This window comes from Gilliamella sp. Choc6-1, assembly GCF_001690385.1.
GTDB classification, from domain to species: domain Bacteria; phylum Pseudomonadota; class Gammaproteobacteria; order Enterobacterales; family Orbaceae; genus Gilliamella; species Gilliamella apicola_A.
In genome coordinates this window covers 14,489-27,745 of sequence record NZ_LZHI01000027.1, presented here as the reverse complement: position 1 = coordinate 27,745, position 13,257 = coordinate 14,489, and the positions used below count along the sequence as shown (strand labels likewise).

The following is a 13,257-nucleotide window of genomic DNA, read 5'->3' as shown; positions in this document are numbered from 1 at the left end:
AATTTCCTTTATATCAGTTGGTTATCTGTTACTGATTTGAGTAGATTATATATAACGATTGCTAATTTTATATTCCTGCTTTTTTAAAAATCAGGCTCACAGCTAAACGTCATACTTTCGCCTGTTTTAGGATGGTTAATTGTTAGTAATTGAGCATGTAATAGCAACCTTTTTGACATAGCAAAGGCTTCAGGGTGGGCATAGAATTTATCGCCTAAAATAGGGTGACCAATGGCTTGCATATGTACCCGTAATTGATGTGATCGCCCAGTAAAAGGAAATAATTTCACTCGAGTTGTGTTGTCAGGATTGCGTGAAATAACTTGATATTCTGTCAGCGCATGTTTGCCATTTTCTAAATCGACCATTTGCCTTGGTCGATTGGGCCAATCACAAATTAGTGGTAATTCAACACGACCAGAATCTTGTTCAAGATGTCCATGCACAACAGCAATATAGTTTTTTTTAGGAATACGTTCACGAAACTGTTTTTTTATCTCTCGATCGGCGAGTTTAGAAAGTGCGGCAACCATGATACCACTGGTTGCCATATCTAACCGATGCACGGATTCAACGTAGCTATATTTTTGTTGCAATCGGTGAATAATACTATCAATAAATTGAGGTTTATTGCCTGAAACCGACAAAATACCCGGTTGTTTATTTACAACCACAATATGGTCGTCTTGATATAAAACAGATAGCCAAGGATCAATGGGGGGGTGATATTCCAAAAGCATTTAAATGTGACAATTTGTAAAATGAAATTGTCACATATTTTAACAAATTCAAAAAAAAGTGCTAGTTGAATGCAAATTTTACTTATTTTTCATTGTATTTTTTGGCGAAAAAATCTGTGAGAACAGCACAATCAAGCCAACAATAAGATAAGAAGCAAAGATGATGATCATCCACTGTGACATTTCAATAGTTAAAAATGTCCAAACTCTATCAGAGCAGGAGCCATAAGAGTTAAACATGCTAGGCAACCAAGAATTTAATGACAGCCAAGAGGGAAATTCCACATTAATTGCACAAGTATCAGCGAGATTTGGTTCAAATTGTAAGTGTGCATGGAGTGTAGCTAATCCAAAGCCCTTGTAAGCACTATAAATCCAAACAAAAATCCCAACTAATCTAAAGGTTATTTTATTAGGTGTGATGAGCCCAATAATGCTTGCAAGCATAATTCCATAAATAGCACAACGTTGATAAATACAGAGTGTACAAGGAGCAAGTCCTAAGCCATGTTGAAAGTAAAGCGCTATTAATTCAAAAGCAAAAGTTGAAAAGAAAAGTAAAAACCAAGCAAATCTTCCTTGTGAATATTGGTTAAGTTGTAATAACATACTATTTAATTCTCCCAGATTCCGTTATAATTAGTTAACTTTAATTATGCTGAAAATAACTGATTTATTCCTTGATTGGAAGTAGTGTAGTTTATTTTCTAATAATGTAAACGACTTTTATTTACTTATAGCGGATTAAGTACTTCTTATGGACTCAAATGCTCCACATACAAAACTACAAGTCTCATTTGTTACTATTTCTGAGGAAAATGCGACACAGCGTATTGATAACTTTTTAATCACCTATTTAAAAGGTGTACCAAAAAGTATGGTTTATCGCATTTTAAGAAAGGGTGAGGTTCGTGTTAATAAAAAACGGATTAAACCTGAATATAAATTAAACATTGGCGATGAGATTCGTATCCCTCCTGTTCGTATGATTGAAAAATCTACACCAGAAATTTCGACCAAGCTTAATAAAGTCGCTGATTTAGAAAAGGCAATCATCTATGAAGATGAGGTAATGTTGGCAATTAATAAGCCATCAGGTATTGCTGTTCATGGCGGTAGTGGCCTAAGTTTTGGCGTGATTGAAGGATTACGCGCCTTAAGACCTGAAGCGAAATTTTTAGAGTTGGTGCATCGCATAGATCGCGAAACATCGGGCGTGTTATTGATTGCTAAAAAACGCTCAGCACTAAAAGCGTTACACGAGCAGTTGCGCCTTAAACAAATACAAAAAAATTATTTGGCGCTTGTTAAGGGAAATTGGCCTTCTGAATGTAAAGTGATACAAGCTCCATTGCTTAAAAATGTATTAAAAAGCGGTGAGCGTGTGGTGAAGGTTGATAAAGAGGGTAAGCCTTCTGAAACGCGCTTTAAAGTTGAGGAGCGTTTCAATTTTGCTACTTTGATTAAAGCTAGCCCTGTTACTGGTCGTACACACCAAATTCGCATACATACTCAATACGCTAATCATCCAATTGCTTTTGATGATCGTTATGGCGATAGACAATTTGATGGGTTATTAGCTGATACGAAGCTTAATCGTTTATTTTTACATGCAGCAAGTGTAAGGTTTATTCATCCTAAAAATTTGCAAGAGATGCAATTAAATGCACCAATGGATGATGTTTTGCAGGCTTGCTTGTCATATCTAAGAAAAGATAAATATCAAAAAACAGAATCTTAAAATAAAAAAGGTAGTTACTACGAATGAAAGATATTAATTTATATTTAATTAGGCATGGGCAAACGCAGTGGAATATTAAAGATCAGATGCAAGGCTCTAAAAACTCACCGTTAACTGAACAAGGTATTTTAGGTGCTAAATTGACTGGACAATATTTAAAAAATGTTCCTTTTATTCAAGCATACTCAAGTACACAACAACGAGCTATGGAAACCCGCGATTATATTGTTAATGAAAATAATATTGCTATTCCTACTTTTGAGCTTGCTGATTTGCGTGAGATGGATTTTGGTATTTGGGAAGGTAAACATGTACCGACCTTAAAACAAGAAGTGCCCGAATTTAACATTTATTTAACTGAACCGGCTAATTTTGATGCTTCAGTCAATCAGGGCGAAAATTATCTTGATATACTAGGGCGTATGAAGCAAGCGTTAAATATCATTGTAAAAAACGCACCCCAAAATACCGGTGATATTTTGGTTGTCTCACACGGTACTGTATTACGCATATTACTTTGTGTTTTAAATGGTGGTGATTGGCGTTTACATCGTGATGAGGATTATTTCCCTCGAATGCTAAATACTAGCATTAGTGTGGTTAATTATAAGCAAGGTAATGAACAATCTGAAGGGAAATTTACTGTAAAATTCTTCAATAATGTGGATCATTTAGCTGATAAATAAGTATTTTGTTATCTTCTCGACTAATGGGTGTATAAATAATTAGTCGAGAGGGTTTTGTTAATAAAATTATCGTTTATAAGCTGCATAACGTTTTTGTAGCTGTTTTAATTGATTAATTCTTGCATCAATTTTGGAAATCATTGTCTGATCGCCTTTTGTTTGATTCTTAGCATTTTGTAATAGTTGAATGGATTGTTGAAATTGACCTTCTAATGCAATTAATTCCGCTCTAGCACTCATTTCTTTTGCTCTTGCATGTAATCCCCCGTAAGCAGTGACGAGTAATTCCCATCCATTTGAGTCATCGTTATGGTCAAAAGTATAGCGATGTAACAAGCTTACGGCTTGTTGATAGTTTTTGTTTTTTATATACGCATTAGCTAAGTTTAGTTGCAATGTAGAACTATTTGGTGCTTTTTTTAATGCTGCCTGTAGGCGAGTTATTGCAGTACTGCTATTGTTGAGCGCTAAATCAATATCAGTCATTAAATCAATATACCAAATATTATTGGGATCACTATCTAATAATGGCTGTAGTTGTTGTTTCGCTTTTTGATTATTTCCACTTAGATTATCTGCTAAAGCATTAGCATAAATAATAGCTGTTTTACTTTGTTCATTGTTTAGTTTTTTATAATCTTCAACTAATAGCTTTGCGGTATTTTTATTTTTAGCCATTAATATGGCCAATCGAGCTTTCGCTAAATAGTAGTTTAATGACGGAGATACATTTTTTTTGCTATATTGCAATGAACGATTTCGAATATCGGTTAATCGGCTGTTAGGTAATGGGTGAGTAAGTAAAATTTCGGGAGCCTTACTACTAAATCGGCTTTGATCGGCAAGTTTTTGTAGAAATTCTGATGAAGCATAAGGATCAAATCCGGCTTTAGCAAGCGTCCTAAGACCAACCCTATCAGCTTCTTGTTCATTACTTTGTGTAAAACTAATTTTACTTTGAGTTGATCCTGCTATAGTACTTGTCATGGCAGCAATACCTGCTTCAGGATTAGCCAATGTAAGTAAGATTGAACCCAGCGTAGCTCCCCAAATATAAGGGCTATTGCGGTTTTGAGCTTCCATTGATCGAGCTAAATGGCGTTGTGTTACATGACCAATTTCATGTGCCATAACCGATGCTAATTGACTTTCGTTATCTGTGTCTAAAATAAGTTTCGAATGAATAACAACATTACCACCAAAAAAGGCAAAGGCATTAAGCATATCACTTTGCATAATATAAAAATGGAAAGGTGTTTGTACTGATTCTGATTTTGAAACTAATTTTTTTCCTAAATCATTAATGTATTGATTCAAGATTGGATCTTCGATGATAGGGGCTTGTGCTCGTAACATTCGCATATAATAATCGCCCATTTCCATTTCTTGACCAATATTTAGTGTTGATGCAGCAGCAGTTCCTATATCGGGGAGATTGATATTATCAGCATAAACAATAGATGTACTTTGTAATAATAATGAGGTGGATAATATCAATGCAATTGTTTTTTTTAACATTATTCTAACCAATTAAAATAAGAGTTGCGTTAATTTATTCTAGCTGAAAAAAACGACGATATCACTTTGAATTTATAATTAGAGGTTTAACTTATTTGATGTAACATGTGTTATGAATAATAATGCCTATTCTTGAATTGGTAAAATAACAACAACTGGATTAATTTGTTGCTGTTATTTTTATGATTGGCTTTATTATGCTTTTTGACGGCGGTTTTGGATAAATTGAATGATATTGTTAACTTTCACCATTTCTTTATCACCACCTGAGCGGTGTTTGTATTCCACTTCTCCATTATCGAGGTTGCGTTCACCAATTACGATAGTGTGAGGGATCCCGATTAGTTCCGCATCAGCAAACATCACGCCAGGGCGCTCTTTACGATCGTCAAATAAAACTTCAATGCCAGCAGCTTGTAAATCAGCATAAAGTTTTTCGGCTGTTGCTTGAACTTTTTCGGATTTGTGCATGTTCATTGGAATAATGACAACGCTAAATGGAGCAATCGCTTCTGGCCATACAATACCACGGTCGTCATGACATTGTTCAATTGCAGCCGCTACAATTCGGCTAACGCCAATACCGTAACAACCCATAATCATAACGTGGTTTTGTCCATTTTCACCTTGGACTGTTGCTTTCATTGCTTGTGAATATTTTGTGCCAAGTTGGAAGATATGCCCAACTTCAATACCACGTTTAATTTGTAATGTGCCTTTGCCATCAGGGCTAATATCTCCTTCAACCACATTACGGATGTCTTCAATACGAGGTAAAGCAGTGTCACGTTCCCAATTGATATTAAAATAGTGTTTATGGTCAATGTTTGCACCAGCACTAAAGTCGCTCATAACAGCCACATCACGATCGATAATAATTGGCATGTTTAGATTTATTGGACCTAGCGAGCCAGGACCTGCGTTAACGGTAGCACGGATTTCTTCTTCGGTTGCAAATTCAAGTGGCGAGGCAACAATATCAATTTTTTCTGCTTTGATTTCATTTAATGTATGATCACCTCGAACCAGTAAAGCTACTAATTGATGACCACTTTCTTTAGTGGCTTTAACCATTAAGGTTTTTACGGTTTTTTCAATCGGTAAATTGAATTGTTCGACTAATTCGTCAATAGTTTTGGCATTGGGTGTATCAATTAACTCCATTGCTTTTGTAGGTTCAGCACGTTTTTGTGTTGGCGCTAATGCTTGAGCCATTTCTATGTTAGCAGCATAATCAGATTCAGTTGAAAAAACAATATCATCTTCGCCACTGTCGGCTAATACTTGAAACTCATGTGACCAGTTGCCACCAATTGATCCTGTATCAGCACGTACCGCTCTAAAGTTTAAACCAGCACGTGTAAAAATTGCGCTATAGGCTTTATACATCTCATCATAAGTTTCTTGTAATGATTCTTGTGTAGTATGGAAAGAGTATGCATCTTTCATAATAAATTCACGTGAACGCATCACACCAAAGCGAGGGCGTACTTCATCTCGAAATTTGGTTTGAATTTGATACACGTTAAGTGGTAATTGTTTATATGAGCTAACTTCATTACGCAGTAAGTCAGTAATCACTTCTTCATGAGTTGGACCTAATACAAAGTCACGGTTGCCACGATCTTTAATACGTAATAATTCAGGACCATATTGTTCCCAACGACCGCTTTCCTGCCAAATATCAGCAGGCTGTACAACAGGCATTAATACTTCTATTGCACCAGCTTTATTCATCTCTTCACGAACAATATTTTCTACTTTTTTAAGTACACGGTAACCAGTGGGAAGCCAGGTATATAAACCAGCAGCCACTTTTCGGATCATGCCTGCACGTAACATTAATTGATGGCTAATGACTTCAGCATCAGCAGGAGTTTCTTTTAGCGTAGAAAGAAGGTATTTACTGGTTCGCATAAATTTATCCTGAAAAAATAATTATATTTAAAAATATACTAAAAAATGCTAGTTAGTTTAGCAGCACCTAGCGCAACACTAAAGTAATTTTATTATTAATTGACGAGATAACAGTAGATTAATAATAAATTAGTTTAGTCGTTAATTTAAGGCAAGAAAAAAAGTATAAGTATAAATTACTTAAATTTAATTACTATGTTAACTATTAATATTTTGTGGTTTTGGGATTAAAAGTGCTTGTTAATATAAATTGATAGGAAATTTCTTTTAATTGTTAGCTTAATTGATATCTTTTGTGAGTAAAAAATTGTTGGAAGAGTAAAGATTAAATAGATGTAATTATTAAAATGTATATTTATAAGATATGCCATACGACATGATATATCTTATAAATATTGAGTATTTTCTAAATTGATTGTTGCTCTTCGCGTTCTTTAATTTCTTGTTTTTCTAATTTTTTTAAAATCTTTTTATGAATACCGCCAAAGCCACCATTACTCATAATTAAAATTGCATCAGTTGATTTAGCTGATTTAGTTATCATTTCAACAAGTAAATCGATATCACCTGACCAATATGCAGGCTGAATACAGGCATCAACAACATCAGCCACTAACCAGGGTAATTGTTCAGGTTGGAATATAAAAACTTCATCAGCACGACCTAATGATGGCGCTAATTCATCTTTCGATATACCTAATTTCATAGTATTTGAACGAGGCTCTAATACAGCAAGAATACGGCGGTTTGCGCCAATTTTACTGCGTAGTGCTTCAAGTGTAGCTAAGATAGCTGTTGGATGATGAGCAAAATCGTCATAAATTTCAATATGATTGACTTCACCATAAAGTTCTAAACGCCGTTTAGCATTAACAAAAGAACTGAGAGCTAAACAAGCATCATCAGGTTTAATACCAACATTATAAGCTGCAGCTATTGCCATTAACGCATTATGCATATTATGTTCACCTACAAGTGAATATTCAACTTCCCCCACCTTTTGGCTATTTAAATAGACGGCGAAATGACTTGCATCATTATTAATTCGTTGTGCTAACCAACCAGTTTCAGACTCGGTAAATACTTGTTCACTCCAACAGCCTTTGGTCAGTACTTGCTTGAGATTTACATCTTCATGAGGTGATATAATAAGTCCATTACTTGGCACTAATCGTACTAAATGATGAAATTGTTTTTGAATAGAATTTAGATCATCAAAAATATCAGCATGATCAAATTCTAAATTGTTCATGATAAGTGTTTTAGGGCAATAGTGCATGAATTTTGATCGCTTATCAAAAAATGAACAATCATATTCATCCGCTTCAATCACAAAAAAGTTACTTTCTCCTAACCTTGCGGAAACATCAAAATTACCCGGTACTCCACCAATAATAAAACCTTGTTGATAACCTTGTTTTTCTAAAATCCAGTTGACCATCCCTGCTGTTGTGGTTTTACCATGTGTGCCTGCCACGGCAATGACCCAGCGATCTCGTAAAACGTTATCATGCAACCATTGCGGTGCTGAAATGTAAGGGATATTATTATCTAATATATACTCAATACAAGGATTGCCCCTTGATAATGCGTTACCAATAATTACTAAATCTGGTATAGGATTGAGTTGCGATGGATCATAGCCTTCAATGATATCAATATTTTCTTTTTTTAAAAGGGTGCTCATTGGAGGATATACATTTTTATCTGATCCTGTTACTTTATGACCAAGTGAACGAGCTATTAATGCAATTCCTGCCATAAATGTGCCGCAAATTCCAAGAATATGAATACGCATTTTTAGTCCTTAATTTTGTATAAAATTTTGTAGGTAAAAATATCTCATTTTTATCAATATTATTTCAAATAATCATTTTATGTAAATTTGAAACAATTTAATAATTATAATCGATTTTTCTTGCTTAAGCGATAGGCCACAAATGCCTAATTAATAATTTAACAGCTTGATTACCTCGAAATTCATCAACATCTAAATGGTAAACAATTTTAACTTTTTTTATGGAATGATCTGGCCACTCAAGTCGGTTGACATTAAACGCAATACCTTCAATAAGTATGCTACTATTTACGGGTTCTAATAGTAGTTTTAAATGTTTGTCTGCTAATAATCTTTGTTGGTGAATAACAAATTCACCATCAAAAATTGGTTCAGAAAAACCTTCTCCCCATGGTCCTGATTCTTTTAGCAGCTTAGCTACAGAATAGGTAAAATCTTGTTTATCTACTTCACCATCAGTTTCAATAACCTGATTTAATGTATTTGAATTTAATCGGTTAACTAAAAGAGAATCAAAACATTGTCTAAAATAGGCTAAATTTTCTTCGCGTATTGTTAAACCTACAGCCATTGAATGACCACCAAAACTGACTAAAAGATCAGGGTGCATTTGATCTAATTCGTCAAGTAGATCGCGTAGATGAACACCTTGAATAGAACGCCCAGAACCTTTTAAAAAACCATTTTGTGCTGAAGCGAATGAAATAACTGGTCGGTAATATTTATCTTTTAAACGAGCTGATAATATACCGATAATCCCTTGATGCCAATCAGGATGATAAACAACTAAAGAATTTGGAATAGAAATATTTTGTTTTTCTATTTCCTCAACAAATGCTAAGGCTTCTTTGTGCATAGCCTGCTCAATTAACTTTCGATCACTATTGAGATTATCAAGATCAGTTGCTTTATTAAGCGCTATATCATAGTTATCACAAAGTAATAATTCAACGCCAAGTGACATATTATCCATTCTTCCTGCAGCATTTAATCTTGGTGCAATATAAAAGGCGAGATCTGTAGAGGTAAAGGAAGAAGGGTCTTTTTTGGCTATATGTAATAATGCTTTGATTCCTTCACAGCAATAATTTGAGCGTATTCTTTTCACACCTTGGTGAACTAATATACGGTTATTATGATCAAGTTTAACTACGTCAGCAATGGTACCTAATGCCACTAAATCTAATAAATTAGCAATATTATATTCGATCAAATTTTTGTTAGAAAACCAATTTTCTTGTCGTAATTTAGCGCGCAACGCTAACATAAAATAAAATGTTACACCAACACCAGCTAAGTGTTTAGATGGAAAAGAACAATCCGGCAAATTAGGATTAATTATCGCATCGGCATTTGGCAATTGTTCGGGACATAAATGGTGATCAGTAATAATTACTGTCAAGTTAGCTTGCTTAGCAAATTCAACTGCATCAACTGCTGAAATACCATTGTCTACCGTAATAATGAGATCTGTTTTTTGTAAAATAGCTTTTTCAACGACACTTATACTTAAACCATAACCATCTTCAAAACGATCTGGAATAATATAATCAACAAATTGGCATCCCATTGCTTTTAGCGCTTTAACAGCAAGAGCGGTACTCGTCGCACCGTCGGTATCAAAATCACCAACGATCATAATACGTTTATTACTCACCATTGCTGTATAAAGAATTTCAACTGCATTATCGATACCATATAACTTATCATAATTACATAAATTTCGTGTCGTATAATCAAGCTCTTGCATGCATGTGATACCACGCAGGGCAAAAATTCTCCGCAATAATAATGGGATATCTTTTGACAACTCTGGAAGTGATTCTGGTAATTTACGATGTAGTAGTTTATTCATATTCTTAATGTTAGCATTATGCTAACATGTATCTTCACATTAAGCTTAAATTTTAATTTATTATAAACTTGCTACAAATTAATTGGTTGATTTTTTGGCTAAAATATCAATTAATTTGTCTGCAGGTACATAACCTGAAACAAGTTGTCCATTTGGTAAAACAATCGCAGGTGTACCATTAATACCAAGCTGCCTACCTATGTTAAATTGTTGGGTTACATAAGGTATCATACTATTTGCCGGAGAAATTGATTCGCCTTTATAGGCTTTTTCAAATGCCGATTTACGATCAGCCATACTCCAAATTGATTGCATATTTTTGCCTATCTCACTATCAGCGCCAGCACGAGGAAAAGCAAAATAGTGTACTGAAATACCCACATCTAGATATTGGTTAATATTTTCGTGCAGTAATTTGCAGTAATGGCAGGTATAATCAGTAAATACAAAAATGATATATTTTTCATTTTTCGCTTTGTAAACAATGGCATCTTTTTCAATTGATTTTATTAGGTTTAAATTGTTATTATTCGCAATATTTTCAGGTTCGTTACCTTCAAAGTTGTAAATAGGACCTTGTGTTAAGTATTTACCATCATCGGAAACATAAAATAGACCGTCGGGGGTCATCACATTTTTTAATCCATTGACTGGACTATTTGAAATTTTAAAATCTTTGTCTTCATAACCTAATTTTTTCATTGTATTGGAAATATCATTGTTGCTAGCCAGTAATGGCGTTGTAATTAATGCAATACTTAAACCTAAAATTAATTTTTTCATTTAATTATCCTTATTTTGTAAGCTTTAAGCTCGAGGATGATGTTTACTATGTAACTGTTTTAATCTTTCTGTAGCGACATGTGTATATATTTGTGTTGTTGACAAACTACTGTGCCCCAATAGCATTTGAACAACGCGCAAATCTGCACCGTGATTAAGCAAATGCGTTGCGAAAGCATGGCGAAGAACATGAGGAGAAAGTAATTCAACATTTATATCAATTAGTATCGCATAATATTTTATTCGATGCCAGAATGTCTGTCGTGTCATTTTTTTGCCTAAGCGACTTGGAAAAAGTACATCTACAGGCCCATTTTTTAATAGATCATCGCGAGCATATTTAAAATAATACTCAAGCCAATAAATTGCCTCTTCGCCGAGTGGCACTAAACGTTCTTTATTGCCTTTACCTACTACTCTTACTACGCCTTGACGCAAACTAATATCGCTGATTTCTAAATTAACTAATTCGGAAACACGCAAACCAGTTGCATAAAGAACCTCTAACATTGCTTTATCACGAAGTTCGATTGAATCTTCAATATTGGGTGAATTAAGCAAGGCTTCAACTTGTGATTCAGTAAGATCTTTAGGTAGCTTCTTTGCTAATTTTGGTGATGAAAGAACGGCGGTTGGGTCATCGTTACGGTAATTTTTTTGATATAAATATTGAAAGAAACGTTTAGTGGCACTAAGCAAACGAGCGGAGCTGCTGGTTTTATAACCATCATTAACTCGTTGCATTAAAAAATATTGTAAATTATGTGTTTCTGCTGTAAGGAAGCTGACATCTTGCTGTTGTAGTGATTGACTAAGTGATAATAAATCAAGTTTGTAAGAATCAATCGTATTTTCAGCTAAATTACGTTCTAACCATATTGAGTTTAAAAACTGTTCAATGAGATTTTTATTTTGTAGTGAGGCATTTTTTTTAGGCACTATAAAGTTATCTCTGCTGATATTTATTTTTGCATATTATATATCAACTCTGCTTAGGTTGCATTTTTAATAAAATGATTTAATTAGTAACAATAGGAACTATAGGAAATCTTGTTTAAAAATAAAATTCCGCCAATGTTGATTGACGGAACGATAAAACAGATAATAGGAAAAGCTTTTTTCTCTAATTATAACCAACTATATTATAACTATAAATAATTGGTTAATGTTAATCAATTTCCTAATTCAAGATCAATAATTTCAATGCTATCTTTACCACCATAAACATCATACCAAGGTGTTGCATATTGTTTTAATATCTTATTGAGATGCTCAACATTTTCACGACCAGTTTGATCTAGCCAAAGTTTTAACCCTTCTTTACCGCCATTAGCATAGGCTGCAACACCTTCAAACCATGTTGCTCTCCCTCCAAGGATGCCGCTATATTTGGCGCCATTTTCACCGGCAAAAATAAGTTCTTGGTGGAAGGTCTTTGTTGGTACACCAGCACTTAAATAGATAAAAGGGCGGGTTGCTACTTCACTTGCTTGTTTAAAATAGTCAGCAGCTTGTTTTTGTGTGTAAACAACCACATTGTTGTCGTTAAAGCCTTCTACATTCTTAAACAATACGGGAACTTCGAGTTTTAAAATATCAATATAATACTGTTCTTTAGTAAACTCTTTTATCGTATTGATGACTTTTTGAGGTTTGATTTTTGCAAATTCAGGACTTTTATCATCGGTTATCACGTTATCATATACAATCGGTTCAACAAATACAGGAATATCAGCAGCTCTAGCTTCATTGCCTAAACGTTCTAAAAAAGCATGTTTTTTGTCTAAAATATCTTGAGGATCATCCGGATTATAATAAACCAATACTTTTGCGGCATCGGCACCTTTTTTTATTAGGCGTTGTAATGAATCCTCAGGCAAAATATCGGGTAATCGTCCTGGAGTATTTGCATCATATCCTGTTTTTTCGTATGACATGATTAATCCAGCATTGCTATTTTTAGCTGCCATGCCTTTAAAACCATATTCTTCATCTAACAAAATTGCACTAACATATTTAGTTAATTCTTGAGAAACAAGTTCTTTAAATTCATACACCATATCGATATGATAACGATCTTTCCCAACAGCAGATTCCATCATTTTAACCATTGAACCACGTTGATCAATCGCTAATGCTGCAATAATACCATCTTGATTTGATAATTGTTTCATGCGCGTGAATTTACCACGAGTAATACGTTTTATAGCCATTTTGCA

11 protein-coding genes are annotated in these 13,257 nt (G+C 34.2%); 2 read left to right on the top strand and 9 right to left on the bottom strand.

All coding sequences use genetic code 11. The annotated features are described in order from the left end of the window. Positions 1-83: 83 nt before the first annotated feature. Positions 84-740: a bifunctional tRNA pseudouridine(32) synthase/23S rRNA pseudouridine(746) synthase RluA gene (rluA, locus tag A9G36_RS03320; protein WP_034946903.1), complete on the bottom strand. Its 657-nt coding sequence runs from the start codon at positions 738-740 to the stop codon at positions 84-86. Positions 741-818: 78 nt separating this feature from the next. Further along, entirely contained in the window at positions 819-1,349 is a 531-nt protein-coding gene (gene dsbB, locus A9G36_RS03315) for a disulfide bond formation protein DsbB (protein WP_034946902.1), read from the bottom strand. Positions 1,350-1,497: 148 nt separating this feature from the next. Between dsbB and rluC the strand changes: the two genes are divergently transcribed. Together rluC and A9G36_RS03305 are read left to right on the top strand one after the other, a co-directional pair. Beyond that, positions 1,498-2,481: a 23S rRNA pseudouridine(955/2504/2580) synthase RluC gene (gene rluC / locus A9G36_RS03310; protein ID WP_034946900.1), complete on the top strand. Its 984-nt coding sequence runs from the start codon at positions 1,498-1,500 to the stop codon at positions 2,479-2,481. Between the two features lie 23 nt (positions 2,482-2,504). Continuing rightward, positions 2,505-3,167: a histidine phosphatase family protein gene (locus A9G36_RS03305; protein WP_034946897.1), complete on the top strand. Its 663-nt coding sequence runs from the start codon at positions 2,505-2,507 to the stop codon at positions 3,165-3,167. A gap of 66 nt (positions 3,168-3,233) precedes the next feature. Here A9G36_RS03305 and A9G36_RS03300 read toward each other — a convergent pair whose 3' ends face one another. The 7 genes from A9G36_RS03300 to A9G36_RS03270 form a co-directional block, all read right to left on the bottom strand. Continuing rightward, a complete protein-coding gene (locus A9G36_RS03300; RefSeq protein WP_034946894.1) occupies positions 3,234-4,685 on the bottom strand; it encodes a beta-barrel assembly-enhancing protease in 1,452 nt (483 codons plus the stop codon). Between the two features lie 195 nt (positions 4,686-4,880). Beyond that, positions 4,881-6,602, bottom strand: coding sequence for a proline--tRNA ligase (proS, locus tag A9G36_RS03295; RefSeq protein ID WP_034946891.1), 1,722 nt, complete (start codon positions 6,600-6,602; stop codon positions 4,881-4,883). A 406-nt stretch (positions 6,603-7,008) separates the two neighbouring features. Then, positions 7,009-8,400: a UDP-N-acetylmuramate:L-alanyl-gamma-D-glutamyl-meso-diaminopimelate ligase gene (gene mpl / locus A9G36_RS03290; RefSeq protein ID WP_034946889.1), complete on the bottom strand. Its 1,392-nt coding sequence runs from the start codon at positions 8,398-8,400 to the stop codon at positions 7,009-7,011. A gap of 124 nt (positions 8,401-8,524) precedes the next feature. After that, positions 8,525-10,255 carry a single-stranded-DNA-specific exonuclease RecJ gene (gene recJ / locus A9G36_RS03285; protein WP_065569634.1) on the bottom strand — a complete coding sequence of 577 codons (1,731 nt, stop codon included), beginning with the start codon at positions 10,253-10,255 and terminating at the stop codon, positions 8,525-8,527. Between the two features lie 78 nt (positions 10,256-10,333). Beyond that, positions 10,334-11,038: a bifunctional protein-disulfide isomerase/oxidoreductase DsbC gene (gene dsbC / locus A9G36_RS03280; protein WP_034946885.1), complete on the bottom strand. Its 705-nt coding sequence runs from the start codon at positions 11,036-11,038 to the stop codon at positions 10,334-10,336. A 24-nt stretch (positions 11,039-11,062) separates the two neighbouring features. Further along, on the bottom strand, positions 11,063-11,977 hold the full coding sequence (gene xerD / locus A9G36_RS03275) for a site-specific tyrosine recombinase XerD (RefSeq protein WP_065585401.1): 915 nt from the start codon (positions 11,975-11,977) through the stop codon (positions 11,063-11,065). A 233-nt stretch (positions 11,978-12,210) separates the two neighbouring features. Further along, positions 12,211-13,245 carry a tagatose 1,6-diphosphate aldolase gene (locus tag A9G36_RS03270; protein ID WP_176701009.1) on the bottom strand — a complete coding sequence of 345 codons (1,035 nt, stop codon included), beginning with the start codon at positions 13,243-13,245 and terminating at the stop codon, positions 12,211-12,213. Positions 13,246-13,257 lie beyond the last annotated feature (12 nt).

Bases quoted from the DNA above. Each gene is read 5' to 3' on its own strand.
- rluA (WP_034946903.1), bottom strand. From the start codon at position 740: ATGCTTTTGGAATATCACCCCCCCATTGATCCTTGGCTATCTGTTTTA.
- dsbB (WP_034946902.1), bottom strand. From the start codon at position 1,349: ATGTTATTACAACTTAACCAATATTCACAAGGAAGATTTGCTTGGTTT.
- rluC (WP_034946900.1), top strand. From the start codon at position 1,498: ATGGACTCAAATGCTCCACATACAAAACTACAAGTCTCATTTGTTACT.
- A9G36_RS03305 (WP_034946897.1), top strand. From the start codon at position 2,505: ATGAAAGATATTAATTTATATTTAATTAGGCATGGGCAAACGCAGTGG.
- A9G36_RS03300 (WP_034946894.1), bottom strand. From the start codon at position 4,685: ATGTTAAAAAAAACAATTGCATTGATATTATCCACCTCATTATTATTA.
- proS (WP_034946891.1), bottom strand. From the start codon at position 6,602: ATGCGAACCAGTAAATACCTTCTTTCTACGCTAAAAGAAACTCCTGCT.
- mpl (WP_034946889.1), bottom strand. From the start codon at position 8,400: ATGCGTATTCATATTCTTGGAATTTGCGGCACATTTATGGCAGGAATT.
- recJ (WP_065569634.1), bottom strand. From the start codon at position 10,255: ATGAATAAACTACTACATCGTAAATTACCAGAATCACTTCCAGAGTTG.
- dsbC (WP_034946885.1), bottom strand. From the start codon at position 11,038: ATGAAAAAATTAATTTTAGGTTTAAGTATTGCATTAATTACAACGCCA.